The sequence below is a fragment of the Microbacterium sp. W1-4-2 genome (assembly GCF_058349885.2).
Genome location: NZ_JBYRJC020000003.1, coordinates 183799 through 210385 on the forward strand (window position 1 = coordinate 183799; position 26587 = coordinate 210385).

Consider the following 26587-nt stretch of genomic DNA (forward strand, 5'->3'; position numbering starts at 1 on the left):
CCCGAAATGCGGCGGCTCGAGCCCGGTCCCCGGGTGCTGGCGTTCGACGTCGGCGGCACCGACGTCAAAGCCACCGTGGTCGGCGAGGACGGCACGGTTGCCGCCGCCGTCCGCGCCCGCACCCCCTCGCCTTCGCCGCGCATCGTGGACGAGCTGCTGGACGTGCTGGCCGGCACCGCCGCGACCCTGATCGGCGACGGTCCGCGGCCGGCCGCGGTGGGCCTGGCGCTGCCCGGGATCGTCGACGACGACGCGGGGATCGCCGTGTTCTCCGAGAACCTGCAGTGGCGCGACGTGCCGTTCGGCGACCTGGCGGCCCGGTGCCTCGGGCTGCCGGTCGTCGTGGTCCACGACGTACGCGCGGCCGCGACCGCCGAGGCGCAGCTGGGCTCTGCCGCGGGACTGACCGACGCGCTCGTGCTCACCGTCGGCACCGGTATCGCCGCGGGCGTGATCGTCGGCGGCGAGGTGGTCGTGCGCGGCGGGTACGCCGGCGAGATCGGGCACGCCGTCGTCCGTCCCGGCGGCGAGCAGTGCGTGTGCGGCAACCGCGGATGTCTCGAGGCCACCGCTTCGGCCGCCGCCATCGCCCGCCGCTACGCCCGCGCGAGCGGGCACGCGGTCGCCGGCGCGCGCGACGTGCTCGCCCGCATCGACTCCGACCCCCTCGCCCGCGAGATCTGGGACGACGCGGTCGACGCCCTCGCCTTCGGGCTCTCGCACGCGGCCGCCGTGCTCGCACCCGAGGCGATCGTGATCGCCGGCGGCCTGTCCGAGGCCGAAGACGCCCTGCTGGCCCCGCTGCAGCGGCGGCTGGACGCGTACTTCCCGATCCGTCACACCCCGATCCTGCGCGCCCGCCTCGGCGGCGACGCCGGCGTGGTCGGCGCCGCTCTGCGCGCACGCACCCGCACTCGCACGGGGATGCCGACATGATCGTCACGGTCACCCCGAACCCCGCCGTCGACGTCACGATCACAGCTCCCCTGTTCGCGGCCGGTGCGAGCCAGGTGATCCCGGCGTCGCGTCGCCGCGCCGGCGGCAAAGGCCTGAACGTCGCCCGCGTGCTCGCCCAGACCGGCCACGACGCGATCGCGCTGGGCCCGGTGGGCGCCGCCGACGCGGACTGGTTCGCCCGCGACCTCGACGGCATCGACGTGCGCCTGACGGCGTGCGCCGCCCCCACCCGCCGCACGTTCGCCCTGGTCGAGACCGAACCGGGCCGCACGACGCAGCTGAACGAGCGCGGTCCGGCCCGCAGCGCCGCCGAATGGACGGCCGTCCTGGCGGCCATCGCGGCGGCCTGCGACGGCGCGGCGGCGCTCACGGTGTCGGGCTCGCTGCCCACTGACACCCCCGACGACATCGTGGGCAGGATGCTGCAGCCCGCCCGGGATCGCGGCATCTCGATCATCGCCGACCTCACCGGTCCGGCGCTGCTGACCGCGGCGGCATCGCGCGCCGACGTCGTCAAGCCCAACGCCGACGAGCTGCGCGCGACGGTCGGCACCGCCGATCCGCTCGCCGGCGCCCGGGCACTGCACCGGGACGGCGCGGGCCTCGTGCTCGTCTCGCTCGGCGAGCAGGGCCTGGTCGCCATCCCGCGCGAAGGCGCCGCGCTGCGCGGCCGCCTTCCCGAGCCGCTGCACGGCAACGCGACCGGGGCCGGCGACGCCGCCGTCGCCGCCGTCGCCGCCGCCCTCGACGACGGCCTGCAGCTCGAGCGCGACCTCGCCGAGATCGTCCGCCGCGCGGTCGCGTGGTCGGCCGCCGCCGTCCTCGCGCCGCTGGCCGGCACGCTGCATGCGAGCCGCACCGAACTCGCCGCGCACGTCGTGATCGTCCCTGAAACGGAGTCGTGATGCCCCTCGTCCCCACCGCCGCGCTCGTCGGCGACGCCGCCCGGCAGGGCCGCGGCCTGGCCGCGTTCAACGTCGTGAACCTCGAGACGGCCGAGGCGCTCGTGGCCGCCGCGGAACGGGCCGGCCACCCCCTCGTCCTGCAGATCTCCGAGAACTGCGTCGCGTACCACGGCGGACTCGAGCCGATCGCGGCGGCGACGCGCGCGCTGGCCGAGGCATCGACCGCCGGCCTCGCCCTGCATCTGGACCACGCCGAGGACCCCGCCCTCGCCCACCGCGCCGTCGATCTGGGCTTTGGATCGGTGATGTTCGACGGCGCGAAGCTCGACTTCGACGAGAACGTGCGCCGCACACGCGAGATCGTCGCCCATGCGCACGCGGCGGGCGTGTTCGTCGAGGCCGAGCTCGGCGAGATCGGCGGCAAGAACGGCGCCCATGCGCCCGGGGTGCGCACCGATCCCGCCGAGGCGGCCGCGTTCACCGCCGACACCGGCGTGGACGCGCTGGCCGTGGCGGTCGGGTCCACGCACGCCCGCACCGACCGCACCACCCGGCTCGACCTCGGGCTCATCGGGCACCTGCGCGACGCGCTGACCGTGCCGCTCGTGCTGCACGGCTCGTCGGGCGTGGCCGACGATCATCTGCGCGAGGCGATCGCCGCCGGCATTGTGAAGGTCAACGTCTCGACGCACCTCAACGGGTTCTTCACGCGCGCCGTGCGCGCGGTGCTGGATGCCGATGCCGCTCTCGTGGATCCGCGACGGTATCTGCGCGAAGGCCGTGCCGCGATGACCGTCGAGGCGGCGCGCCTCATCCGCCTGATCTCGGACCGGCCCACGGCCGTCGAGGCCTGAAAAGGAGTGCCGGTGGAGCGCGAGGAGAGACTGTCGCGCCTGGTCGACTACATCGTCGAGAAGGGCGCGGTGCGGGTCGAAGAGGTCATCGCACAGTTCGGCGTGTCGGGCCCGACCGCCCGGCGCGACCTGGACGCGCTGGCCGAGCAGCAGCTCGTGGAGCGCACGCGCGGCGGCGCCCGGTCGAACTCCACCACCGGGGACCTGCCGCTGCGCTACCGCACGGCGCGGCGCGGGCGCGAGAAGAGCGCGATCGCGCGGGCCGTGGCCGGCCTCGTCTGTCCCGGATCGGTGATCGCGTTCAACGGCGGCACGACGACGACCGCCGCCGCCTATGAGGTGGGCGTGCGCGCCGCGGCCGACCCCGCGTTCGCTGCCACCGAGACCACCGTCGTCACGAACGCCGTGAACATCGCCAACGACCTCATCGTGCGCCCCCAGCTGCGCATCGTCGTGATCGGCGGCGTCGCCCGCGCCCGCTCCTATGAGCTGATCGGCCCGCTGACCGGGCTCATCCTGCCCGAGATCTCCATCGATACGCTGTTCCTCGGCGTGACCGCCGTCGACCCCGCCCGCGGACTGTTCACGCCCGACGAGGGCGAGGCATCCGTCAACGCCGCCCTCGTCGCCGCCGCACGGCGCACCGTCGTGGTCGCCGACTCCACGAAGTTCGCCGCAACCGCGTTCGCACGCATCTGCACGATGGACGCGGTGGACGCGCTGCTCACGGACGGTCAGGTCTCGGATGCCGACGCCCGCGCCGTGCGGGACGCCGGCCTGGAGCTCATCACGGCGTGAGCCGCGGCATCCTGAACCCGCCGCCGGTTCAGTCGTCGGCGGCGATCACCGGGATCGTCGTGGTCTCGGTCGTCGGGACGGATGCCGCCAGCAGCGTGCCGTCCTCGCGGCGCTCGCCGATCAGCTCGCGCAGCGTAGGACGGCCCGAGATCAGCGGCCCCTGATCGGCCAGCGGCACGACCAGCGTCTGACCCGCGGACACCGTGTGCGGCACCCCCCGGACGGTGAACGCGACGTCGCCCTGGGGGCCGGCGACCACCGTCATCGCGGCGGCGCGCAACGTCACGTCCAGCCGCGTGCCGTGCCAGTGCACGACATAGGCCAGCTCGTCCCAGCCCGCCGGCAGCCGCGGGTCGAAGCTCAGCCCGTCGTCGTCGCGCAGGCCGCCGAAGCCCGCGATCAGGGCGGTCCAGACGCCACCGGCCGAGGCGACGTGCACGCCGTCGGCGGCGTTGTGGTGCAGATCGGCGAGGTCGACGAACAGCGAGCGCTCGAAGTAGTCCTGCGCCAGCTCCTGATAGCCCACCTCGGCCGCGAGGATCGACTGCACCACGGCCGACAGCGTCGAGTCGCCGGTGGTCAGCGGGTCGTAGTACTCGAAGTCGGCCAGCTTCTCTTCGGGCGTGAACTGATTGCCCTGCAGGTACAGCGCGAGCACGACGTCGGCCTGCTTGAGCACCTGGTACCGGTAGATCACCAGCGGGTGGAAGTGCAGCAGCAGCGGCCGCAGACCCGGCGGCGTGTGCTCGAGGTCCCAGACCTCCTTCTCGAGGAAGACCTCGTCCTGCGGGTGGATGCCCAGCTGCGGGCTGTACGGGATGTGCAGGGCCTCGGCGGCCCGCTCCCAGGCGTCCGGCTCGGCGGCGTCGAGGTTCAGCCGGGCGACCATGCGGCGGTAGACCTCGCCGTCGCGCTCGGCCATCTCGCGCACCGTGCGGGCGGCGAAGCGCAGGTTGAACCGTGCCATCACGTTCGTGAACAGGTTGTCGTTGACGACGGTCGTGTACTCGTCGGGGCCGGTGACGCCGTGGATGTGGAACTCCTCGACACCGTCGTGCCGGCGCCAGAATCCGAGCGTGGCCCACAACCGTGCCGTCTCGACGGCGATGTCGACGCCGTCGCGGTACAGGAAGTCGAGGTCGCCGGTGGCCCGCACGTACTTCGCGAGGGCGAAGCAGATGTCGGCGTTGATGTGGTACTGCGCGGTGCCGGCCGCGTAGTAGGCGGATGCCTCTTCTCCGTTGATCGTGCGCCACGGGTAGAGCGCGCCGGCCTCGGTGAGCTGGTGCGCGCGCTTGCGCGCGGCCGGCAGCATCAGCACGCGCATGCGCAGGGCGTTCAGCGCCCACTGCGGCGTCGTGTACGCCAGGAACGGCAGCACGTAGATCTCGGTGTCCCAGAAGTAGTGCCCGCTGTAGCCCGACCCGGTGATGCCCTTGGCCGCGATGCCCTGCCCGTCCGCGCGCGCGGCGGCCTGGGCCAGCTGGAACAGGCACCAGCGCACGGCCTGCTGCAGATCGTCGCGGCCGCCGATGCGCACGTCGGAACGGTCCCAGAACGCGTCCAGCCACGCGCGCTGTGCGCGCAGATGGGCCGGGAACCCCGCCGCCATCGCACGGTCGAGGGTGCGGCGGCACCGGTCGACGAGCTCTCGCGCCGGCACGCCGCTGCCGCTCGTGTGGTAGCTGACGAACTTCTCGACCCGGATCGGGACGCCTGCCTTCGCCTGGAAGCGGAACACGTTCTTGGCGATGTCGGGCTCGACCAGCGTGCGCGACGAATAGGTGTTCTCGGTGGTGACGACGTGATCGGCCGCCACCGCGATCGTCATGTTCGACTGGGCGACGCGGTAGCTCAGCGCCGCGCGCAGCTTGTCCTGCCAGAAGTCCTGCGGCTCGAGCACGCGCTGGGCGAACCGTTCGGACTTGCGCGGGTCGAACGCATGCTTGCGGTGCGCCATCGGCGTGCCGCCGTAGATGTTCTCGCCGTCCTGTCGGTTGACGATCTGGCAGCTGACCGTGACGGGGGCATCGGCATCCAGCACCGTCACGTCCACGCTCATGATCCCGAGGTGCCGCTCCTCGAACGAGACCATGCGCTCGAAGTCGACCCGCACGTGCTTGCCGCTGGGCGTGACCCACAGCAGGCGCCGGCGCAGGACGCCGTCGCGCAGATCGAGCTCGCGCTGGTACTCGCGCACGTCGGCGAGGTCGAACGTGAGCGGCTCGTCGTCGACGTAGATGCGCATCACCTTCGCGTCGGGCGCGTTGATGATGGTCTGCCCGACCTCGGCGAAGCCGAACGCCTGCTCGGCGTGCCGGATCGGGAACGTCTCGTGGAAGCCGTTGATGAACGTGCCCTGCTCGTGGGCGTGGCGGCCCTCGGGGTGGTTGCCACGCATGCCGAGATAGCCGTTGCCGACGGCGAAGAGGGTTTCGGTGACCCCCGCGTCGTCGAGGTCGAAGCTCGTCTCGACCAGACGCCAGGGGTCCACGGGGAAGCGGTCGCGATCGATCATTATCAAGAGAGTCTAGGAAGCCCGGCAGTCTTATGCGACCAGGTCGGCGAGGTCGGCGATGACGAGATGGGCGCCCGCGTCGCGCAGCACCTTCGCGCCGACGCCGCGATCGACGCCGACGACGAGGCCGAAGCCGCCGGCGGCGGCGGAGCGCACACCGCTCAGCGCGTCTTCGACGGCGGCGGTGCGGGCCGGTTCGACATCGAGCGCACGGGCGGCCGCGAGGAACATGTCGGGGGCCGGCTTCGAGCCGAGGCCGTCGCGTTCGGCGACGACGCCGTCGACCACGACGCCGAAGCGGTCGCGGATGCCGGCGCTGCGCAGCACCTCGTCGGCGTTCTTCGAGCTCGAGACCACGGCGACGGGGATCGCGGCATCCCGCAGCTGATCCAGAAGCGCCAGCGAGCCGGGGTACGGCGTGATGCCCTCTGCGCGCAGGGTTCGCGCGAACACTGCGTTCTTGCGATTGCCGATGCCGCAGACGGTGTCGGCCGTGGGCGGATCGGACGGGTCGCCCCAGTGCACCTCGATCGAGCGGCTGCGCAGCACGGCGGCCACGCCGTCGTACCGCTTCTTGCCGTCCACGTACTCGTAGTAGTCGCGGTCGGTGTAGGGCGGACCCACCTCCCATGCCGCGAACAGTTCGTCGAACAGGTGCTGCCACGCGTGCATGTGCACCTGCGCCGTGGGCGTGAGCACGCCGTCGAGGTCGAACAGGACGGCGTCGTACTCCCGAAGGTCGGTCACCGCATTCCTTTCGTCGCCGTGGTTCCAGCGTAACGAGCGACGGCCCGCCGCGGGGAGCCCGCGTCCCTCAGCCGCCGGTCACCTGCAGGGTCTGGCGGGCGATCTCGAGCTCTTCGTTCGTCGGCACCACGAGGACCGTGACGGTCGAGTCGTCGGTCGAGATGATCCGGATGCCGCGGCCGCGCGCGGCGTTGCGGTCGGGGTCGATGCGCACCCCGGCGAACCCCAGCGTCGCCAGCGCCTCGGCGCGCACGTCGGCGGCGTTCTCTCCCACGCCGGCCGTGAAGGAGATGACGTCGGCGCCGCCGAGCTGGGCGAGATACGCGCCGGCGTAGGCCCGCAAGCGGTGCACGTAGACGTCGAACGCCAGTGTGCAGGCCGCATCGCCGCGTTCGCGGCCGGTGAGCACATCGCGCATGTCGGAGTAGCCGCTCAGCCCCTTCAGGCCGCTGCGCTTGTTCAGCAGCTCGTCGAGCTCGTCGACGGTGAACCCGGCGCGGCGGCCGAGCTGGAACAGCGCCGCGGGGTCTACGTCGCCCGAGCGCGTACCCATGACCAGGCCCTCGAGCGGGGTGAACCCCATCGAGGTCTCGACCGAGCGCCCGCCGTCGATCGCGGTGACCGACGCCCCGTTGCCCAGGTGGAACACGATCTGCTTGAGCTCGGCCAGCGGACGGCCGACGAAGGCGGCGGCCGCCTCGCTGACGAACTTGTGCGACGTGCCGTGGAAGCCGTAGCGGCGGATGCGGTGGTGGGCGGCCAGCTCGGCGTCGATCGCGTACGTGTAGGCGGGCGGGGCGAGGGTCTGGTGGAAAGCCGTGTCGAACACTGCGACGTGCGGCACGTCGGGGAACGCGCGCTTGGCCGCCACGATGCCGGCGAGGTTCGCGGGGTTGTGCAGCGGGGCGAGCACCGCGAGCTCTTCGATGTTGATCTCGACCAGCGGGGTGATCAGGGTCGGCTCGAAGAAGCGCGCTCCCCCGTGCACGACCCGGTGTCCGACGGCGACCGGCACATTCTCGTCGAGGTTCGGTCCGTGCTCGGTGAACGCCTGCAGCATGACGTCGAAGCCGGCGAAGTGGTCGGGGATCGGCAATTCGCGCTCGTACGTGGCATCCAGCACGGTCGGAGCCGGTTCACCGGGCGGGGTGGGCGGAAAGATCACGGTGTGCGTGCACACGCCCATCGCCTGGCCGATCCGCTCCACCAGCCCCGAGGCGAGCACCGCCTGCCTGCGCATGTCCAGCAGCTGGTACTTGAACGAGCTGGAACCGCTGTTGACGACCAGGACGATGCTCATGCCGCTCCCTGGGCCTGGATCGCGGTGATCGCGATCGTGTTCACGATGTCTTCGACCAGCGCGCCGCGCGATAGGTCGTTGATCGGCTTGTTCAGCCCCTGCAGCACCGGGCCGATCGCGACCGCTCCGGCCGATCGCTGCACGGCCTTGTACGTGTTGTTGCCGGTGTTCAGATCGGGGAAGACGAACACGGTCGCCCGGCCCGCGACATCCGATTCGGGCATCTTGGCCGCGGCCACGGCGGCATCGGCCGCAGCGTCGTACTGGATCGGACCCTCGACCGGCAGCTGCGGTGCACGCTCGCGCACATAGGCCGTGGCGGCCCGCACCTTCTCGACGTCCTCGCCCGCCCCCGATTCGCCCGTCGAGTACGACAGCATCGCCACCCGCGGCTCGATGCCGAACTGCTCGGCGGTGGCCGCCGATGAGATCGCGATGTCGGCCAGCTGCGTCGCGGTGGGATCGGGGATCACGGCGCAGTCGCCGTACACGAGCACGCGGTCGGCGAGCGCCATCAGGAACACGCTCGAGACGACCGAGACGCCGGGCGCGGTCTTGATGATCTCGAACGCCGGCCGGATCGTGTGCGCCGTGGTGTGCGCGGCACCCGACACCATGCCGTCGGCCAGGCCCAGGTGCACCATGAGGGTACCGAAATACGACACGTCGGTCACGGTGTCGGCGGCCCGCGCGTAGGTCATGCCCTTGTGCACGCGCAGCCGCTCGTATTCGCGCGCGAACCGGTCGACGAGCACGGGATCGAACGGGCTCACCAGCTGCGCGGCCGAGATGTCCACGCCGAGCTCGACGGCACGGCCGCGCACCTCGCCGGGGTCGCCGAGGATCGTCACATCGGCGATCTCGCGGGCCAGCACCGTGGCCGCCGCCCGCAGCACGCGGTCGTCGCCGCCCTCGGGCAGCACGATGCGCTTGCGGTCGGCGCGTGCACGCTCGATGAGCTGATAGCCGAACATCAGCGGGGTGACGATGCTCGAACGCACCAGCCCCAGCGCGTGGGTGAGCCGGTCGACGTCCACGTGCTTCTCGAACAGGGCGAGCGCGGTGTCGTAGCGCCGCCGCGAATCGGCCGCCAGGCGGCCCCGGGTGCGCATCACGCGCAGCGCGGTCTCATACGTGCCGTACTCGGTCGTGATGATCGGCAGCGACGAGTCCAGGCCGTCGATCAGCCGATCGATCGCGTCCGGCAGAGGGAAGGGCCCGTTCAGCACGATGCCTGCCAGGGACGGGAATGTGCCCGACGCGTTGGCCAACAGCGTCGCCAGCAGCACGTCGGTGCGGTCCGCGGCGACGACGACGATCGCACTCGCCTCGAGGCGGGGCAGCACGTTGTCCATCGACATGCCGGCCACCACCACGCCCAGCACCTCGCGGGTGAGCAGGTCGGGATCGCCCTTGAGCAGAGTCGCATCCAGCGAGCGCATCACGCCGCGCACCGACGGCGCGACCAGGAACCTGTCTTCGGGCAGCGCCCACACGGGAACGGACCCGGTCGGCGGGGATGCGGCATCCACCGCTTTCGCGACGGCCGCGATCGTCGCACCCAGCGTCTCCGGATCGGTGCGGTTGGCGACGACGGCGAACAGGGCGGCGCGGCCGTGCGCGAGCTCGGCGAGCGCGAGCGAGGCGAACTGCCCCATCTGCTCGGGCGTGCGCGCCTGCGTCTTGCCCAGCTGCTCGCCGAGCCCCTGCTGCGAGCGTCCGCCGAGCACGAGCAGCACCGGGGCGCCGAGGTTCGCGGCGATGCGGGCGTTGTAGCCGAGTTCGGCGGGGCCCCCGACGTCGGTGAAGTCGCTGCCGAGGATGACGACGGCGTCGCACTGGGCCTCGACGGCCTTGTAGCGCTCGACGATCGTCGCCAGCGCGGCCTCGGGGTCGGTGTGCACGTCGTCATAGGTGACGCCGATGCACTCGTCGTAGTCGAGGTCGACGCCGTCATGCTCGAGCAGCATCTCGAGGACGTAGTCGCGCTCGGCCGTCGACCGGGCGATCGAGCGGAACACACCGACGCGAGGGGTGGCGTGGCTGAGCGCGTCGAGCACACCCAGAGCGATCGTGGACTTGCCGGAGTGGCCCTCCGCGGATGTGATGAAGATGCTCTGCGCCACGACTTCAGCCTAGGGACCTCCGCCTGGGCGCGCACTCACTCGGCGGGCAGGGCCTCCTTGGGCAGCCGCCGCACCTTCTGGCGCCGCCGGCGACGCTCGGGGATCATCGAGCGCATCTCCTCGAGCTTGCCGAAGCACAGCAGCCGGTCCCCCGCCTCCAGCACGACTCCCTTGCGAGGGTTCGGGATCACCGTCGACCCGCGGTGCAGCGTGAGCACGGTGATGTCGCGCTCCCACAGCCCCGCCTCGCCCAGGCTCTGGCCGACCAGGCCCGCGTCGCCGTGCACGAGCAGCTCCGCCACGCCGTAGCCGGTCGAGACCGTGAGGCGCTGGCGCACGTCGATCTCGGGGAAGCCCACCTGGTTGGCTATGTAGTCGATGATGGCGCCGGCGACGTCCAGCTTGGTTGCCGTCTCGATGCCCTGCAGGCCGGGCGAGGAGTTGACCTCCATCACGAGCGGACCCTCGTCGCCCTCGAGCATGTCGACGCCGGCCACCCGCAACCCCATGATCTGGGCGCTGCGCACTGCGGCCTGCTCGTAGGCGGCGTCCAGGACGACAGGCTCGACCGTTCCGCCACGGTGCACGTTGGAGCGGAACTCGTCGCCGTTCGCGACGCGGCGCATCGCGGCGACCACCCGGTCTCCGACGACGAGGGCGCGGATGTCGCGGCCCCGGCTCTCGGCGATGAACTTCTGGATCAGCACGTTCTGCTTGGTCGAGTGCAGAGTCTCGATGATCGCCTCGGCGACCTTGACCTGCGGAGCGAGGATGACCCCGATCCCCTGCGTGCCCTCGAGCAGCTTGATGACCACGGGCGCGCCGCCGACCCGTTCGATCGCCGGGCGTACATCGGCGCGATTGCGCACGAAGGCGGTCGGGGGCAGAGCGATGTTGTGCCGCGACAGGATCTGGTTCGCACGCAGCTTGTCGCGGGCGTTCGAGATGCCGTTGGCGGTGTTGGGGGTGTACACGTCCATCTGCTCGAACTGACGCACCACGGCCGTGCCGAAGTAGGTGATCGAGTTGCCGATGCGCGGCAGGATCGCGTCGTAGTCGCTGAGCGGGCGACCGCGGAACTGCAGGTCGGGCTCGTCGCTGGACAGGTCGATGGCGAACCGCAGCGTGTTCAGCACCTTGACCTGATGGCCGCGCTGGACGGCGGCGGCCCGAAGGCGCTGCGTGGAGTACGCCTGCGGCGCGCGGGAGAGAATGGCGAGTTTCATGGGATGGGTCCTGCCAAGATGGGGGGCGTGGCTCAGAGTTCCCATCCAAGCATCATCGCCGGGTGGCGTGAATGGGTGAGCCTGCCCGACCTCGGCATCGCGTGGATCAAGGCGAAGCTCGACACCGGTGCCCGGACGTCGTCGCTGCACGCCTACGACGTCCATCTGATCCCCGGTGGGCCCGGCGCCGCCCCCGACCGGGTGCGGTTCCGTGTGCGGCCGTGGCAGGAGTCCGACGACGACGAGGTCGCGTACGAGTGCGACGTGCACGACCGGCGCCGCATCCGCAGCTCGTCAGGGCACGAGGACGAGCGCTACGTGGTCCTGCTGCCGATCGTGCTGCTCGGCCGCACCGTCACCGCCGAGGTGACCCTGTCGAACCGTGACGAGATGGGCTTCCGCATGCTGATCGGACGCCAGGCCCTGCGGCAGGGATTCATCGTCGATTCGGGCCGTTCGTTCGCCGGGGGGCGGGCGCCCAAGCACGCGCGGCGACGCAATCGCGGGCGCTGAGATCACATCCGCCCCGGAAAGTAAAGACTCTCCGCGAACCCGGCAGAGCCCGGTTACCCTTGCTACGTTTCCGTCCTGGGGGAGTTGGCCTGGATGCCGCCTCGCGGAGAGCTGTCTCCAGTCTAACCGACCGGGTTACGATCAGATGACAGGGGCGACGATGCCCACCCCGGATTACCGAAGGACTGCCGATGGAGCAGACAACGACATCCACATCGCTTCGCGATGAAGCGGCACCGATGAGCCCCTCCGGGTTCGCCGAGAAGACGGCTGCCATCCTCGCCGAGGTGTCGCGCGTGATCGACGGCAAGCCCGAGGCGGTGCGCAGCGCGCTGGTGGTGCTGCTGGCCGAAGGGCATCTGCTGATCGAGGATGTCCCCGGCGTCGGCAAGACGATGCTGGCCCGGGCGCTGGCGGCGACGGTGGATGCCACGGTGCACCGCATCCAGTTCACGCCCGACCTGCTGCCGGGAGACGTGACCGGGGTGAGCGTCTTCAACCCCGCCGAGCGCGAGTTCGACTTCAAGCCGGGCGCCGTGTTCGCGAACATCGTGATCGCCGACGAGATCAACCGCTCCTCCCCCAAGACCCAGTCGGCGCTGCTCGAGGCGATGGAAGAGGGCCAGGTCACCGCAGACGGCCAGACGCATGTGCTGCCCGACCCGTTCCTGGTGGTCGCCACGCAGAATCCGCTCGAGATGGAGGGCACCTATGCGCTGCCCGAGGCGCAGCGGGACCGGTTCATGATGCGCATCTCGATGGGGTACCCGGATGCCGCAGCAGAGGCGCAGATGCTCCGTGAGCGCGATGTCGCCAACCCGCTGACCTCGATCAGCCCCGTCGTCGACGCCACGCAGGTGCGCGAGCTCATCGCCTGGTCGCGCCGCGTGCACGTATCGCCGCCGATCGAGCAGTACGCGGTCTCGCTCGCGCAGGCCACGCGCGCCCACCCGGACCTGCGCCTGGGCGCCAGCCCCCGCGCCACCCTGCAACTCGTGCGCGCGGCGAAGGTGTGGGCGGCCCTGGACGGCCGCGCGTTCGTGATCCCCGACGACATCTCGGCATTGCTGCTGCCGGTGTTCGCCCACCGTCTCATCCCCACGCGGGTCACCAACGCGCGCGGGCGAAGCGGCGCCGACACCGTGACGGCGATCCTCGAACGGCTGATCGGCACCGTCCCGGTGCCCTTGCCCCGGACCTGACATGAGACGCGCCTGGCCGCTCACCGTCCGTGGGACAGCCGCGACGATCCTCGCCCTGGCCTCGTTCGTCGCGTCCGCGCAGCTGGGATCCGTGCAGCTGCTCGGCTTCGGCGTGTTCCTGCTGGCCCTCGTTGCGGTGAGCCTCATGGCGCTGCACATCACGCGGCGCGACGTCACCGTCACCCGCGCCACGTCGCCGGGCGTCGCCGCGACCGGATCGACCATGCGGGTCACGGTCCACGTGAGCGTGCGCACCGCGCTGCCGACCACGCCCGGCACGTGGGAGGACGTCGTGCCGGACGGACTGGAAGGGCGCTCGGACGGGCGTTTCCCGGCCGTCGGCTCGGGCCTTCGCGGCGGCGACCGCGCGGTCGATCTGATCTACGACCTGCGGGCCACGCGGCGCGGCGTGCATTGGATCGGTCCGTTGGAGCTGACCATCCGCGACCCGTTCGGCATCGCGCGCCGCCCGGCCGAGATCGGCGACACGACGCGAGTGATCGTCACCCCCGAATGCACCGATCTGCCGCCGCTGACCGCGTTCGCCGGCGCGACGGGCGGCATGCTGCAGGCCACGACCACCCGGCTCGGCCAGGGCGCCGACAACCTCATCGCCCGCCCGTACGAACCGGGCGACTCGATGCGTCGCATCCATTGGCGGGCCACCGCGCACCGCGACACGCTCATGGTGCGCCAGGAGGAGCAGGAGTCCACGCCCGAGGCGACGGTGGTGCTCGACCGCGGGAAGGCGCGCTGGAGTGAGGATGCCGCGACCGCGCCGGGTGCGGACGCCCAGTTCGAGGCGGCCGTCGACGCGTGCGTGTCGGCGGTGAACACGCTGGTGCGCGACGGCTACGCGGTGCAGGTCGTCGACACCGACGGTGCGCCGCTGAGCGACGTGCTGCCCGGCGGCGAACAGGCCGCGGTCACGACCCTGGTCGCACGATTCGCGACCGTCACGGCGCAGGGCGGCGCCGACCTCGGCACGCTCGCCCGTCTGTGGGCGGGGTCGACGACCGGCCCGCTCGTGGTCATCACCGGTGGTGTCGGACCGGCCGACGTCGACGCGATGGCGGCCCTTCCCGCCCACAGCGTGCACCCGGTGCTGCTGGCGACGCACCCGGTCGACGACGCGATCGAGCGGGCGACCGCGACCGGCTGGTACGCGGCATCCATTCCCGCCGGCTCCGACCTGCGCGACGCGTGGGCCCGCGTCTCGCACGCCGACCTGATGACGGGAGCCGACCATGGCGCCTTCTGAGCGCACGCCTTCTCAGCGTGGAGCCCGGCGGGGCAGCACAGCGCAGCTCTCGCTGTCGCTGGCCGCCTGGATCGGCGTCCTCGCGGCGATGGTGCCGCTCGTGGGCGTCATCGTCCCCGGCGGGTGGATGGCGGGGGTGACGCTCGTCACCGGCGCCGTCTTCGCTGCGGGTTTCGTCGCCCGCTGGTACCGGCTGCCGGCGGCCGTCGTCGCCCTGGTCGAGCTCGCACTGTGGATCGCCATGATCACGGCGACCTTCCTTCGCGACCTCGCGATCGTGTTCGTGGTGCCCACCCTGCACGCGTTCACTGCGGTTCCCGACAGGATCGCCACCGCGATGCAGCAGATCCGCACCGGCGTCGCTCCGCTGCAGGCGACCCCCGAACTCGCGTTCTGCCTCGTCACGGCTGCCGGGGTCGTGGCGATCGTCGTCGATCACATCGCGATCACCGCACGGATGCCGCTGGCCGCCGCGATCGCGCTGGTCGCGGTGTCGCTGATCCCGTCGTTGGCCGTGCCCGCCCCGTTCGACGTGCTCGCGTTCGTGGTGCTCGCCGTCGCGATCCTGTTCCTGCTGCGCGTGGAGACGCGCACGCGCTATCAACCGCCGCATGCGGCCCCCGTCGCCCCCAGCAGCACATCGGCCATCGCGGTCTCGATCGGCCTGGTCGCCGTGCTGGTCGCGGTGGCGGCGACCCCGCTGCTGCCCGCACCGGCCGCACGGGCAGGGTTCGGTCCCGGTGGCAGCACGATCAACGCCTCGCTGGACCTCGGCAGGGACCTGCGGCGTCCCGATCCGGTCACCGTGCTCACGCTGCGCACGTCGGCGCCATCGGCGCCGTATCTGCGGGTGGCTACCCTCTCGTCGTTCGACGACGCGGTGTGGCAGCCCGACGTGCGCCCGAGCCTGCCGGTCTCGGACCCCGCCGGATTCGGCCGCCTCAGCGCCGCACCCGACGTGGACGTCAAGAAGGTCACCACGCGCATCCGCATCGACGACCTCGACGCCCGGTACCTGCCGGTGCCGTTCCCCGCCGTGTCGGTGGCGGGCGCTCCCGACGGCTGGGAGGTGATGAGCGCCAACCGCACGGTCGTCAGCGACGGCACGCGGTCGACGTCGTCGGGCGAGGAGTACACCGTCACCAGCGAGGTGCCCGAGCCCACGCTGGAGCAGATCCGCGCGTCGACCGCGCACGTCGGCGACGCCGACACGATCGGGCTGCCGGTGAAGATCCCGCCGATCATCAGCGAGGACGCCCACAAGGTCACCGCGGGCACGACGAACGACTACGACGCGCTCACCGCGCTGCAGTCGTGGTTCCGCGGGCCGTCGTTCGAGTACTCGCTGCAGGCGCCGGCCCAGCAGGGCTTCGATGCGTCCGGCGTGGCGAGCGTCGCCGAGTTCCTGCGCGTGCGCAAGGGCTACTGCATCCACTTCGCCTCGGCGTTCGCGATCATGGCGCGCGTGCTCGGGATGTCGTCCCGCGTCGTCGTCGGGTATCTGCCCGGAACGACGGACGCCTCGACGGCGGCCGATGCCTCGTCGCCGGTCTACACGGTCTCGAGCACGCAGCTGCACTCGTGGCCCGAGGTGTACTTCTCCGGCATCGGGTGGGTTCCCTTCGAGCCGACCAAGAGCCTCGGCGATCCGACCGCGTACCTGCCCGAGACGACCGGTGTCGGCCACGACGTGACCCCGAGCACCGCACCATCGACGGCGCCGTCGACCACGCAGCGCCCCGAGAACCAACGCGACCCGGGCGCCACGAAGGCCGACAACGGGCAGCCGGGCGTCCACGCAGGTGTGAACCTGCTGCCCTGGGCGGTGGGCACCGGCGTCGTCGTGGTGCTGCTGCTGGTGCCGCTGCTGCTGGGCGATCTGCGACGTCGCCGACTGGATGCCGCGGCCCGGCACGGCGACGCGCTGGCGGCGTGGGCGAGCGTGCGCGATACCGCGATCGATCTCGGCATCCCCGTGCCGGTGACCGAGTCGCCGCGAGCTTTCGCGGCACGTCTGGTGCGCCAGAACGGGGCACCGCATGACGAGACCGTCTCGCTCGTGCACGCGGTCGAGGAGGCTGCCTATGCCTCGGACGGTGCTCCATCCGGCGATGGATCTCTGGGCCGCGCCGCATCTGCCGTGCGCAACGGACTGTATCTGTCGGTGTCGGGCGGCCGGCGCACCCGCGCACTGCTGTTCCCGCGTTCGCTGATCGTCCGCCCGGGGAGCGTCTATGCGCGGGCTGGAGCATCCACCACGACCCGGTAGGATGGTCTGCGGCCCTCCGGGGCCACCCGGAGGATTCGCCTAGTGGCCTATGGCGCACGCTTGGAAAGCGTGTTGGGTGCAAGCCCTCGGGGGTTCGAATCCCCCATCCTCCGCCACACGTTTTGCCTAGAGAACACTGGGATCGCGACCCCTGTCGAGAACGCGTGACACGCGTACTGGCACATTTGAGTAGGAATCAAGCCAGCTCGAATACAGCCATCGCTGCCCCGGGTGCGATGTCCGCCACTATGAGTAACGACCTCACTCGCCCTGACATACAAGGACGCGGCAGACCTGGTCGGGATCGAGTACCGGACCATCAAGGCCGGCGTCGAACGCTGCACCATCCCGAGCATCCAGCTCGGACCGCGCAGGATGATCCCCCGCGCCGGACTCCTCCGCGCCTTCGGCGTCGAGTCCTGAATCCGAACGCCCTTCCCGCTATCGGAACAAGCCGTCAATCTTCTCGCACGATGGCGAACGGGTCCTCGTCGTTCTCGAACCACGATTCACCGTCTGTCTCGTGAACGATGACGGTCTGCGTGCTTGCGAGGGACTCAAGACCGTCCGCGTCCTCGAGCGCACCCCATCCATCGACGTGCGCAATCTCCCGCGCCGCCCCTGCTGCGTCAGCGACAGCAATAGACGCGTCCTCGTCGGTGTCGTCCGCCCACGCTCGCGCGTATGCCGCTCGTCCCGCTCGGATCAGGGCCTCTTCGTCGACGACCATGTAGTCCCACCGGCCGACGACGGTAAGCGTGCTGCCGCCCTCCTCATCAAAGTCCTCGTCGTCGTCTTCTTCGTCATCCTCGTCTTCTTCGTCATAGTCGAGCCCCAAGGGAAACGAGCCACACCAATCGAACTCCGCGTCGTCGAATGCCGCTGCGGCCTTGTGTAGCCGCTCGGCCGACGGGAAGTACTCCGCGTGTTCGGCCTGACGCCCACCGCGAGCGAGGGTGACCGCAATGTGGTCCCGAAGCGCATCCATCAGCTCCTCGCCCCGCGCGGCGTAGGCCTCGCGCGCCGCGGTGCTCCATTGGGTCTCCGACTCAAACTCGTCCGTCATGTCAGCACTCTATGCGGACACCGCACGCCGTGCGGAACCTGTGTTACCCAGCGATCACCGGATCGGTCGGCCAGTCGCCGCGACCTGCGCCCTCCGAGGCCGAGAGTGTAGCGATCGGACACGACTCCGTTCCGCGCTTTCGCGGCATATCCTCGCCCCTCCGCTGGAGCTCTGGGCCTGCGCTATTCCACGACGCGGCGCTACGCCGCGCCCGATCGCTGGAACGGCTGATTGTCGGAAGGATGCAGGGCACTGGCATCAGCTCACGGTCTGTCAGTGGAGGATGACCAGCCAGCCCACGACGACCACGGCAAGTGGGCTGAAAAGGAGCGGCAAGCTCCAAGCGATCCGTCGCCGTCTCGCTTGCTCGACAACCTGACGCAGTGCGGCGAACCCCTCCAAGTCGGGCTCGGGGAGCGGCGGCATGCCCCATGTCGCCAAGTCACCAGCGGTGCGCTGCAGATCAGCAAGATCATCGCCAGCCAAGACCACCGATCGATGCTGCAACCAGTGCACCAGCCGCGTCGAGGTGAGCACTTCAACGGCGCCAGGCCGCTGCTTCACCGTGATGCTGCGTGCGCCAACGATCGCGACGATCGCTGTGGCATCCACGGTCCGCTTCGCCGCTCGCGTGAGGATTCGAGTGACCCGTCGCGCTTCATACTCCGCATTGCGCAGATGATCGGTCGGGCGACCGTTCACGAGAAGACGCCAGCTTCCGACCCACACTTTCATACCGGCGTGGTTCTTCGTGTTGATGATGAAGACGCCCGCGGGCCCGATCACGACGTGGTCGATATCGCTTCCGGCTGTCCCGACGGGAATCGCATGGAGCACCAGCCATTCCGGTCCCAGCTCGTCCAGAGTGCGAGCTACGTCGAGCTCGCCGAGCGCCCCGCGGTACCACGGCCAACTCTCCGGGGTGAGCGGACTGCGACCGAAGAATCGAGCAACAGCAGAGCGGCGCGGCACGTCCGCCTGCAGGCGCAGGGTCTCGGCGATCACGGCGGATGCCGGTGCGCGCATACGCAGACTTTCGCCTATCGAATCGGCCGACGCTGACATCGAAGCCGGCTCGCTGCTTGGCCGGACTGCAACCGCGGGCGAGCACTCGAGGCACCGCACGGTCCGAGTGTTCGACTCGTAGATCGCCTGGGTCCCCGCGCTGAGTGGCGCGCCGCACACACGGCACCGCCCCTTGTAACGCAGCCTCATGGGGCGATCGCCTGACGTGGTGGTCCCCTCGGTCACGATGAGGTACTCCAAGCCCGGGACTTCGCCTCGGAACGGCCTCGTCGCCGGCTCATGTCCAGTCCAGACCGCGGGCGTTGAGGCGGTCTTCCTCGAACTCGTCGGTCAGCTCGCGGCACCACCCCGGACGGCACACATGCCCATCGTCGGAACCAATCTGCATGAGCTAAAGCTTCCATAGTTGGCCCCACTCGGTGAAGCGGATTCTGCGGCGTGGGCTCTTCGCGCCCGGTCGGGGTGGTGCCCAAGGTGTGGAGCGCGCGGGAAGGAACTCCGCCGAAGGATCAAGGGCACGATCAGGGCCTCCCGAGCCCCGCTGGCCAAAAAGAGCGGAGTGACGTTGGACGTGTCGACGACGGGACGGCTCACGCAGTCAAAGACGAGGAGGTTGGATATCCGAGAAGTAATGCACGCAGGCACTTTCAAGTGACACTGCCGCGGCCCCTTGCAATCTCAAGGATCCCGTGTAGATCGGGTTGCATGGCTCGAGGCAGGTATTCGAAGGCAAAGGCCCGTCGCGACGACGCGTATCGCCGCCAGCGCGCGGCGATAGAAGCGGCCGCGACCGCGATCACCTGATCACAGCGCTTCGGACAAGCGAAGTATCGTGGAACACACTGTCGATGTGGTCAGGCCTGAGCCGACAAGCGCTCAGCAAGAGACAGCGGTCGTCGCCCCAAGACACCCCGTGAGAGCGACGCACGCTCCGGACGATGGGCGAGCCGGCGCCTCACAGTCAGGGCGCCCGCCTCACCCCGGATCCACGGCTCTGCCTCTGAGCTTCTTCGTTCCACTCGCGGGCGAGCGTGGCGTATCGGCGGCGATCCTTCTGATTCAGGCCCGCGAGTTTCGGGAGCAGTTCGAAGGTGGTCGCGACGTAACCCGGGATGTCCTCCCCCGGACCACCGGTCGCAGCCATGAGGACCTCGATCGTCTTGGAGGCCTCACCGCCCTTGTCGATCAGGGCGACCAACTCCCGCGCATCCTTCCTGCCCTTCTCCGTCGCATGTCGATCGATCAGCGCCGCAATCTTGGTGGCGATGTGCGCGTCGAGTGTCAGCATGAGCCACCCCTCGACCTTGAAGTCAGGATCTACATATCGCGTGAGCACGGCGACATCCAGCAGGAGCTTCGAACCAAGCTTGGACTCATACGGAAAGTAGGCATCGATGTGGACGCCGTCGGCCTCGCCTCGCGCCTTGCGTCCACCGCTGTGCAGAGTGTTTTCGCTGTACTCGTTCAGCCTCTGTGGAAGCTTCTGCCGGAGAGTCTGATCAGTGATGATGAGGTCGATGTCGTGGCTGATCTCACCACCGACGCGCGCGTTGGTCGCCCAGCCGCCGATGAGAATCGAAGGCTCGAGATCGTAGCCGAGCGAGTCGAGCAATGCACGGAGCCTGCCTTCGTCGTCAGCACCGAGGACTGTCATCACCGATCACCTTCCTGATCCCACTCACGCTCCGGAACGAAGCTCGCGCGAAGAGCGTTCCGGAACTCGGATGCCTGCCACCCCGGCGTGGCGAAGAGGTCGGCGTAGGTCTGCGCAAGGCTTGAGTAGCCGTCCCAGATCTTCATGGCGCGTTTGTCCATCGACAGCACCCGAACCTCGTCACCAGCTGGCAGCCCTGCGAGGTCGACAGTCACAGGCAGGTAAACAAGATGCTGGTGGAAGTCTGCGACTGTGCGACCCTGCAGATGAGCCGTCGCGGCATCCGGACCGCCAAGGGCATAGGGATCTTCCGCGGAGTCGAGAAGATGGTTGATCGCATCTCGCGTCGTCCATGCGAGTGTGTCGTTGCCGAGGTTCCGCCATGCGCAGAGCATCGTCAACAGTTTGTCGATGCTCACCACGGCAAGTCCGCCACGACGGTACCGGTCGATCGTGCCGTTGCTCTCGAGTCGCTCGAGTGCGAGATACGCCGTCGTGCCGGGTACGCCGGCTTCATACGCAAGGTCGGCGACACTGCTCCACGTGCGCCGACCCTCGAGCGCGCGATCGGCGAGAGCGCGCCAAACCAGTTCGTTGCCCTTCATCCGCACATCCCCGATCAGGTTTTCCTGGAATCTTGATTACAGGAATACATGTAACCACAATTACGGGAAAACCGGAAGACGCCGCGATCCTCGCGGGGTCGTTCGCCCTGCTGCGCGTGGCACATCTACTGGCACAGTTAAGCGCGACACGCCGTGCAGATCGACGTATTTTGACGCAGGTATGCCACCAACTCGGCACCCGAAAACCGCGGAATTACGCGGCAAAACGGGCCAAACGGAATTAGTCCAACGAGAGTTCGAATCCCCCATCCTCCGCCACATTTTCTTCACACTGACCAGGGATTTCATTCCTCCCGGTCACCATCCGCTGCGAGTCGGCGTGTGGCCCTCACGGGCGTCGCCCGGCATCGCCAACTCCGCACGCACGCCGAGAAGGCGCAGCGGACGGCCGGGCTCGATCCTGTCCACGAGCTTCAGCGTCTCGGCCAGGACGACGTCCCGGTCGAAGGTCGCCGCGATCTTGTGCACCAGGGTCTTGGTGAGGAACGGCGCGTAGCGCACCTTGAGGCCGACGCCGATGACCGGCCGGCCTTCGGCGACAACATCCGCCAGCACCTGCGCGACGAGATCGCGCGCGGCGCGTTCGACGTCGGCACGATCGACGATGTCCTGCTGGAACGTCGTCTCGCGCCCGTGGCCACGCGCCACCCACGGTGTGTCGTCGACGACCGACGAGCCGTCTCCGCGGCCGAGCTGGCGGAACCACAGGCCCATCTTCGGTCCGAACTCAGCGACCAAGACGGCTTCGTCGGCATCCGCGAGCTGCGCGACGGACTGGATGCCGTGTGCCGCGAGTCGCCTGGAGATCTTCGCGCCCACTCCCCACAGGGCGATGGTCGGCCGGTCGCCCATGACCTCGCGCCAGTTCTGCGCGGTGAGGCGAAAGGTCCCGCGCGGTTTGCCGAAGTCCGTCGCGTTCTTGGCGCGGACGAGCGTGTCGCCGATGCCGACGCTGCAGTGCAGCCGCGTCCGCTCGAGCACCGCCTGCTGCACCTGCCGCGCGTAGCCCTCGGGATCGTCGGTCGTCACGCCGAGAAAGGCCTCGTCCCATCCGAGAACCTGCACGATGGCGCCGGGCTGCGCACGGAGCGTGGACATGACCTCCTCCGAAGCGGCCGTGTACGCGGGCGCGTCGACGGGCAGGATGACGGCATCCGGCGCCTTGCGCGCAGCGATGCGCAGCGGCATCCCCGACCCCACCCCGAGCGCGCGCGCCTCGTATGACGCGGTCGAGACGACGGCTCTCTCAGTCGGGTCGCCCCTGCCGCCGACGATCACCTGCTTGCCGGCGAGTTCGGGTCTGCGCAGCACTTCGACGGCCGCGATGAACTGGTCGAGGTCGACGTGCAGCACCCACGAGCGCGCGGGATCGGTCATGAGTCCAGTGTGTCGCCCCCGCCCTCGGCTCGTCGATGAGCGAGGAACAGATCCTCGTATGCAGCGACCGGCACGCGCCCGTCGGCGGCGGCCACGAGCACGGGATCGACGGTGACCAGCGCGTCGGCCTGCAGAACCGCAACGGCGAGCGTCTCGAGCGGGCCGATGTCGTCGCGATCGAGATCGATCGCGAGCCGCCATGCCATCGCGCGCGAGCCGCGGTCGCCGAGCACGCGCATCTTCAGTTCGGCCACGCGCTCGAGCAGCGCGCGTGCGTTCCTGGGCTCGAGCCCACCGCTGCGCATCCTGCGATACAGCTGCGTCATCATGAGCGATCTGACGCTTGCGGCGGCCACCAGCGTGTGAGCGGGATCGATCGACCTCTCGTCGAACGCCAGCGTCAGCGCGACGTCGGCATCGACGGCGTATCTGGTCATGTCCCGACGATAGCCGTCACCTCCCCCACCGAATCCGAGCGCTATCGACGGGTGAGCACGATCGCCGCGGGCATCCGCCGCACGATCGGGCGCAGCCAGCTGCGCGTGAGCGCCGCCGCCTCGTCGGCCTCGACGATGCGCGGTGCGGTCGTGTGCACGATCCCGCCCTTCCAGATCAGGTCGGCCCCGCCTGCCGCGAGGACGTTGCGCGCCCAGTTCGTCCCCTTGCCCCAGGGCAGACCGATCAGCACGATGCCCTTGTCGCGCGTGGGCACGACCGCGATCGGGGTGGCGTACTCGGTGCCGCTGCGTCGCCCGCGATGATGCACGAGCGCCCACAGCGGAAACCATCGCTTGCCTGCGAGACTCTGCGCGACCGGCGCGAATCTGCGCTGGACCGCAGGACGATGGGATGCATCGCTCATTGGATCATCATGCGGCGGTGCCGCGCCCAGGAGGCTGATCATGAGCAGATTCACACGCGCGCGGGTCACCGAAGGACATGCCCGGTCGAAATCGAGTGTCGGAGGTGTGTTCTATGGTTCGGGTATGGCAGACGACACTGCAGGCACCCTCGACCGGGGTCCCGATAGGGCCGGGGTCGTCGCAGCGACGGTCGCGGCGTCGCTGTCGGGAACACCGGTGCCCCGGGATCGCGTCCCGGTCGTGCCGGGCAGCCCGGAGTGGGAGGCGGCGATCTTCGAGATCGAGCACGCGTTCGAGCCCACGCCCGAACAGGCCGGGGCGGTGGTGCTGCGCGACCTGTTCGAACACGTCGAGGCCCAGCAGTACGAGCAGAACCGGCGCGGGGCCGCCCGGGCCGAGGCCCTCGCCGACGCGATCGGGTTCGCCCGCGCGAACCCGGAGATCTACGTGATCCCCGCCGACCTGGACCCGGCGGGCATGGCCGAGCGCTGCGCGGTCGCCGAGGCCGCGTCCCGGCTGCAGCTGACCCAGAACCAGGTCCGGGAACACGCGTACGCGGCCGACGCGGGCCGGGCCGACCTCCCCCACCTGTGGCACCGGGTCCGGGAGGGCTTCGCCCCGGTCGCATACGCCCTGGCCGCACTGAACGAGTCCGTGCACCTGCGCGCCACCGCCGACGCACCCACCCGGGACACGTTCGACCGGGCCCTGGCCGAACTCGCCCCGCACACCAGCCTCGGGGTCTTCCGCCGCCGCGCCCGGGACCTGGCCCGCCGGCTCACCCCGCAGAACGAGAGCAGAACGCACGCGCAGGCGTTGAAGAACCGGGCCGTGACGTACCAGGACCTGCCCGACGGGGTCAGCGACCTGATCCTGCACGCCGCGACCGAAGACGTGCACGCAGTCTTCCGGTCTCTGACCTCTCAGGCCAGACACATGAGCAAAGACCGGCGGGAGGGCCGCACCCGGCACCAGCTGCGCGCGGACCTGGCCCGCGACCTGCTCCTGGGTCGCAACCCCCGCACCACCTCGCCCGGCACCGGGCCCGGCGCCGTGGTCATCGACCCCGGCCGCAAGACCACACCCGCGATCGTCACGAAGGTGTTCGTCACGATCCCCCTGAACCGGCTCACTCCCGCCGCCCAGTCCACCGTCCGCACCGACCGAGCGGGCCTGCCCGGCCTCGACCTCAACGAGCAGGCGCTGATCCCCGGGCAGGGCCCGGTCGACGACGCCACCGCCCGGGAGATCTTCCGGACCGCGTCCTCGTTCACCCGGGTGATCACCGACCCCCTCACTGGCGTCATCCTCGACATGGACCGCCGGTCCCGGCACGCCACCGAGGCGCAGAAGACCTGGCTCGCCCTCGTCCACGGCACCTGCCGGCAAGACGGCTGTCAGCGCCTCGCGATCGACACCGACACCGACCACTGGTGCCAATACCACGGCCCCGAACGCGGACCCACCGACATCCGCAACCTCGGCCCGTTCTGCACCCCCGACCACATCATCAAAGACCGCACCAAGGTCAGACACCGTCGCCGCCGCGACGGCACGGTGCAACGCGAATACCCCACCGGGCACCGCACCACCCGAGAACCACCCGATCGTGAACTTCTCGCATGCCTCGGACACACCCGCTTCCCACCCTTCTGACGTCGCAGAGAGGTGGAGCGCACCAGCGGCCGAGAGTGACCGATCAGCCGCGGACGGCCTCGGCGATGGGCACGTCGCCGCCGTTGAACCGGATGGTCTGCCCGATCGTCGAATCGTCGGCGAGGACGGCGGCCACCACTGCGGCGACGTCCCCCCGCGGCACGGATCCGGATGCCTCGGCCCGGGCGTCGATGCGTCCGGTCGGCTCGTCCAGGGTCAGGCTGCCGGGCGCGACGATCGTGTAGTCCAGGCCGCTGTGCCGAAGGTGCTCATCGGCCGCGGCCTTCGCCTCGGCGTAGGCGAAGAACGAGTTGCCGGGGCTGACGCCGTGATCGCGGCGAGCGCCGAAGTACGAGACCATCACATAGCGCTTCACGTCGGCGGCGGCCGCGGCATCCATCGACCGGATCGCCGCGTCCTGATCGACCGCGCGCGTGCGGGCCGGGTCGCCGCCGCCCGCGCCGGCCGACCAGACCACCGCGTCGTTGCCGGCGATGATGTTCGTGAGCTGGTCGACGTCGAGCAGCTCGACATCGGCGACCAGTGCCTGGGCGCCGGTGGCGACCACGTCGGTCTCGTGTTCGGGGTTGCGGATCACGGCAGTGACGGTGTCGCCGGAGGCGATCAGCAGCGGCGCCAGGCGCAGAGCCACCTTGCCGTGACCGCCGATGATGAGGATGCGAGCCATGGGATTCTCCTTCCGGCGCTGATCCCGAGCCTACGCACTCGACACCCGACTAGCGTGAGAACGCCCACACCTCCACGATGGGAGCACCGAGATGACCCACGAGCGCGCCGAACGATTCCGTGCCCTGCACGACGGGCCGGGCCCCCTGCTGCTGCCCAATCCGTGGGATGCGGGCTCGGCCCGCATGTTCGAGCGGCTCGGATTCCGGGCGCTGGCCACGACCAGCAGCGGATACGCCCTGTCGCTCGGGCTGGCCGACGGAGGCGTGGCGCGCGAAGCGGTGTTCCACGGCGTCGAATCGATCGTGCAGGCCACGACGCTGCCGGTGAGCGCCGATCTCGAGAACGGATTCGGGCAGGATGCCGCGGCCCTCGCGGATGCGTACCGTGCGGCGGTCTCGTCGGGCCTCGCCGGGGCATCCATCGAGGACTCCACCGGCATGCCGGACTCTCCGCTGTTCGAGATCGCCGAGGCGGCCGACCGGGTGCGAGTGGCGGCCGAAGCCGCGCACGGTCGGGATGCGGCGTTCGTGCTCACCGGCCGCGCCGAGAACTACCTGCACGGCCGGCGGGACCTCGCCGACGTCATCGCGCGGCTGCAGGCGTATCAAGAGGCGGGCGCCGACGTGCTGTACGCACCCGGGCTGAGCGACGCCGCCGAGATCCTGTCGGTCGTCACCAGCGTCGACCGCCCCGTCAACGTGCTGTTCGGCCCCAGCGGGCTCACCGTGGCCGAGCTCGCCGACCTCGGCGTCGCCCGCATCTCGATCGGGGGCGCGTTCGCGTTCGCCGCCTACGGCGCGGCCGCCGCGGCGGCGCGCGCGTTCCTGGACGAGGGCACGAACACGTTCAGCGATCTCGCGCGTGCAGGCCACCAGGCCACCGGGTACTGAAGCGCGGGCGCCTCGCACAGCGGCATCCGTGCTAGCTTTGGCCAACGCGCGCACGGGGGTACG

Annotated in this window: 23 protein-coding genes, 1 tRNA gene and 1 other RNA gene; 11 read left to right on the forward strand and 14 right to left on the reverse strand. The window is 70.2% G+C overall.

What is annotated here, in order from left to right; all coding sequences use genetic code 11:
- Window positions 1-6: 6 nt before the first annotated feature.
- Genes AC3RX0_RS13495 through AC3RX0_RS13510 form a run of 4 tightly spaced genes read left to right on the forward strand, consistent with a single transcriptional unit; the run spans window position 7 to window position 3514 of the window.
- Complete coding sequence (locus AC3RX0_RS13495; RefSeq protein WP_491506511.1) at window positions 7-936, forward strand: ROK family protein; 930 nt, start codon at window positions 7-9, stop codon at window positions 934-936.
- Window positions 933-1862, forward strand: a complete 930-nt coding sequence (locus AC3RX0_RS13500; RefSeq protein WP_491506512.1) for a 1-phosphofructokinase family hexose kinase — start codon at window positions 933-935, stop codon at window positions 1860-1862. Before AC3RX0_RS13495 ends, AC3RX0_RS13500 begins: the two co-directional genes overlap by 4 nt.
- Window positions 1862-2716, forward strand: coding sequence for a class II fructose-bisphosphate aldolase (locus tag AC3RX0_RS13505; protein ID WP_491506513.1), 855 nt, complete (start codon window positions 1862-1864; stop codon window positions 2714-2716). Before AC3RX0_RS13500 ends, AC3RX0_RS13505 begins: the two co-directional genes overlap by 1 nt.
- Before the next feature lie 12 nt (window positions 2717-2728).
- The gene (locus AC3RX0_RS13510) at window positions 2729-3514 is read left to right on the forward strand and encodes a DeoR/GlpR family DNA-binding transcription regulator (RefSeq protein WP_491506514.1); all 786 of its coding nucleotides are present in this window, start codon (window positions 2729-2731) and stop codon (window positions 3512-3514) included.
- A 28-nt stretch (window positions 3515-3542) separates the two neighbouring features.
- Here the strand turns inward: AC3RX0_RS13510 and AC3RX0_RS13515 are convergent, their stop codons facing one another.
- The 5 genes from AC3RX0_RS13515 to AC3RX0_RS13535 all read right to left on the reverse strand — a co-directional run bounded on the left by AC3RX0_RS13515 (window position 3543) and on the right by AC3RX0_RS13535 (window position 11431).
- On the reverse strand, window positions 3543-6032 hold the full coding sequence (locus AC3RX0_RS13515) for a glycoside hydrolase family 65 protein (RefSeq protein ID WP_491506515.1): 2490 nt from the start codon (window positions 6030-6032) through the stop codon (window positions 3543-3545).
- A gap of 30 nt (window positions 6033-6062) precedes the next feature.
- Window positions 6063-6779, reverse strand: a complete 717-nt coding sequence (locus tag AC3RX0_RS13520) for an HAD family hydrolase (RefSeq protein ID WP_491506516.1) — start codon at window positions 6777-6779, stop codon at window positions 6063-6065.
- 67 nt (window positions 6780-6846) lie between these two features.
- On the reverse strand, window positions 6847-8079 hold the full coding sequence (locus AC3RX0_RS13525; protein ID WP_491506517.1) for an acetate/propionate family kinase: 1233 nt from the start codon (window positions 8077-8079) through the stop codon (window positions 6847-6849).
- On the reverse strand, window positions 8076-10205 hold the full coding sequence (gene pta / locus AC3RX0_RS13530; RefSeq protein ID WP_491506518.1) for a phosphate acetyltransferase: 2130 nt from the start codon (window positions 10203-10205) through the stop codon (window positions 8076-8078). The genes AC3RX0_RS13525 and pta overlap by 4 nt, the downstream gene beginning before the upstream one ends.
- 35 nt (window positions 10206-10240) lie before the next feature.
- A complete protein-coding gene (locus tag AC3RX0_RS13535) occupies window positions 10241-11431 on the reverse strand; it encodes a RimK family alpha-L-glutamate ligase (protein ID WP_491506519.1) in 1191 nt (396 codons plus the stop codon).
- Window positions 11432-11449: 18 nt separating this feature from the next.
- Between AC3RX0_RS13535 and AC3RX0_RS13540 the strand changes: the two genes are divergently transcribed.
- Entirely contained in the window at window positions 11450-11944 is a 495-nt protein-coding gene (locus AC3RX0_RS13540; protein ID WP_491506864.1) for an ATP-dependent zinc protease family protein, read from the forward strand.
- A gap of 19 nt (window positions 11945-11963) precedes the next feature.
- Here the strand turns inward: AC3RX0_RS13540 and ffs are convergent.
- An RNA gene (gene ffs / locus AC3RX0_RS13545) (signal recognition particle sRNA small type) lies at window positions 11964-12060 on the reverse strand.
- Between the two features lie 123 nt (window positions 12061-12183).
- Here ffs and AC3RX0_RS13550 point away from each other — a divergent pair.
- The 4 genes from AC3RX0_RS13550 to AC3RX0_RS13565 all read left to right on the forward strand — a co-directional run bounded on the left by AC3RX0_RS13550 (window position 12184) and on the right by AC3RX0_RS13565 (window position 16792).
- Window positions 12184-13146 carry an AAA family ATPase gene (locus AC3RX0_RS13550; protein WP_491506520.1) on the forward strand — a complete coding sequence of 321 codons (963 nt, stop codon included), beginning with the start codon at window positions 12184-12186 and terminating at the stop codon, window positions 13144-13146.
- 1 nt (window position 13147) lies between these two features.
- Window positions 13148-14407: a DUF58 domain-containing protein gene (locus AC3RX0_RS13555; protein ID WP_491506521.1), complete on the forward strand. Its 1260-nt coding sequence runs from the start codon at window positions 13148-13150 to the stop codon at window positions 14405-14407.
- Complete coding sequence (locus tag AC3RX0_RS13560) at window positions 14394-16676, forward strand: transglutaminase TgpA family protein (protein ID WP_491506522.1); 2283 nt, start codon at window positions 14394-14396, stop codon at window positions 16674-16676. The genes AC3RX0_RS13555 and AC3RX0_RS13560 overlap by 14 nt, the downstream gene beginning before the upstream one ends.
- 28 nt (window positions 16677-16704) lie before the next feature.
- A tRNA-Ser gene (locus AC3RX0_RS13565) sits at window positions 16705-16792 on the forward strand.
- 341 nt (window positions 16793-17133) lie between these two features.
- Here the strand turns inward: AC3RX0_RS13565 and AC3RX0_RS13570 are convergent.
- From AC3RX0_RS13570 to AC3RX0_RS13600, 7 genes are all read right to left on the reverse strand, one after another.
- On the reverse strand, window positions 17134-17742 hold the full coding sequence (locus AC3RX0_RS13570; protein WP_491506523.1) for a hypothetical protein: 609 nt from the start codon (window positions 17740-17742) through the stop codon (window positions 17134-17136).
- A gap of 273 nt (window positions 17743-18015) precedes the next feature.
- On the reverse strand, window positions 18016-18768 hold the full coding sequence (locus tag AC3RX0_RS13575) for a nuclease-related domain-containing protein (RefSeq protein ID WP_491506524.1): 753 nt from the start codon (window positions 18766-18768) through the stop codon (window positions 18016-18018).
- Between the two features lie 961 nt (window positions 18769-19729).
- Window positions 19730-20422, reverse strand: coding sequence for a nucleotidyl transferase AbiEii/AbiGii toxin family protein (locus AC3RX0_RS13580; protein WP_491506525.1), 693 nt, complete (start codon window positions 20420-20422; stop codon window positions 19730-19732).
- Window positions 20422-21027 carry a hypothetical protein gene (locus tag AC3RX0_RS13585; RefSeq protein ID WP_491506526.1) on the reverse strand — a complete coding sequence of 202 codons (606 nt, stop codon included), beginning with the start codon at window positions 21025-21027 and terminating at the stop codon, window positions 20422-20424. The genes AC3RX0_RS13580 and AC3RX0_RS13585 overlap by 1 nt, the downstream gene beginning before the upstream one ends.
- A 318-nt stretch (window positions 21028-21345) precedes the next feature.
- The gene (locus tag AC3RX0_RS13590) at window positions 21346-22425 is read right to left on the reverse strand and encodes a DNA polymerase IV (protein ID WP_491506527.1); all 1080 of its coding nucleotides are present in this window, start codon (window positions 22423-22425) and stop codon (window positions 21346-21348) included.
- Window positions 22422-22862, reverse strand: coding sequence for a hypothetical protein (locus AC3RX0_RS13595; protein ID WP_491506528.1), 441 nt, complete (start codon window positions 22860-22862; stop codon window positions 22422-22424). Before AC3RX0_RS13595 ends, AC3RX0_RS13590 begins: the two co-directional genes overlap by 4 nt.
- 41 nt (window positions 22863-22903) lie before the next feature.
- Window positions 22904-23287, reverse strand: a complete 384-nt coding sequence (locus tag AC3RX0_RS13600; RefSeq protein WP_491506529.1) for a nitroreductase family deazaflavin-dependent oxidoreductase — start codon at window positions 23285-23287, stop codon at window positions 22904-22906.
- A gap of 124 nt (window positions 23288-23411) precedes the next feature.
- On the opposite strand from AC3RX0_RS13600, the gene AC3RX0_RS13605 reads away from it, so the two are divergent.
- Window positions 23412-24944, forward strand: coding sequence for a DUF222 domain-containing protein (locus AC3RX0_RS13605; protein WP_491506530.1), 1533 nt, complete (start codon window positions 23412-23414; stop codon window positions 24942-24944).
- A gap of 43 nt (window positions 24945-24987) precedes the next feature.
- Here AC3RX0_RS13605 and AC3RX0_RS13610 read toward each other — a convergent pair whose 3' ends face one another.
- Entirely contained in the window at window positions 24988-25632 is a 645-nt protein-coding gene (locus AC3RX0_RS13610; protein ID WP_491506531.1) for an NAD(P)H-binding protein, read from the reverse strand.
- A 91-nt stretch (window positions 25633-25723) separates the two neighbouring features.
- Between AC3RX0_RS13610 and AC3RX0_RS13615 the strand changes: the two genes are divergently transcribed.
- Window positions 25724-26524 carry an isocitrate lyase/PEP mutase family protein gene (locus tag AC3RX0_RS13615; RefSeq protein ID WP_491506532.1) on the forward strand — a complete coding sequence of 267 codons (801 nt, stop codon included), beginning with the start codon at window positions 25724-25726 and terminating at the stop codon, window positions 26522-26524.
- Window positions 26525-26587: the final 63 nt, after the last annotated feature.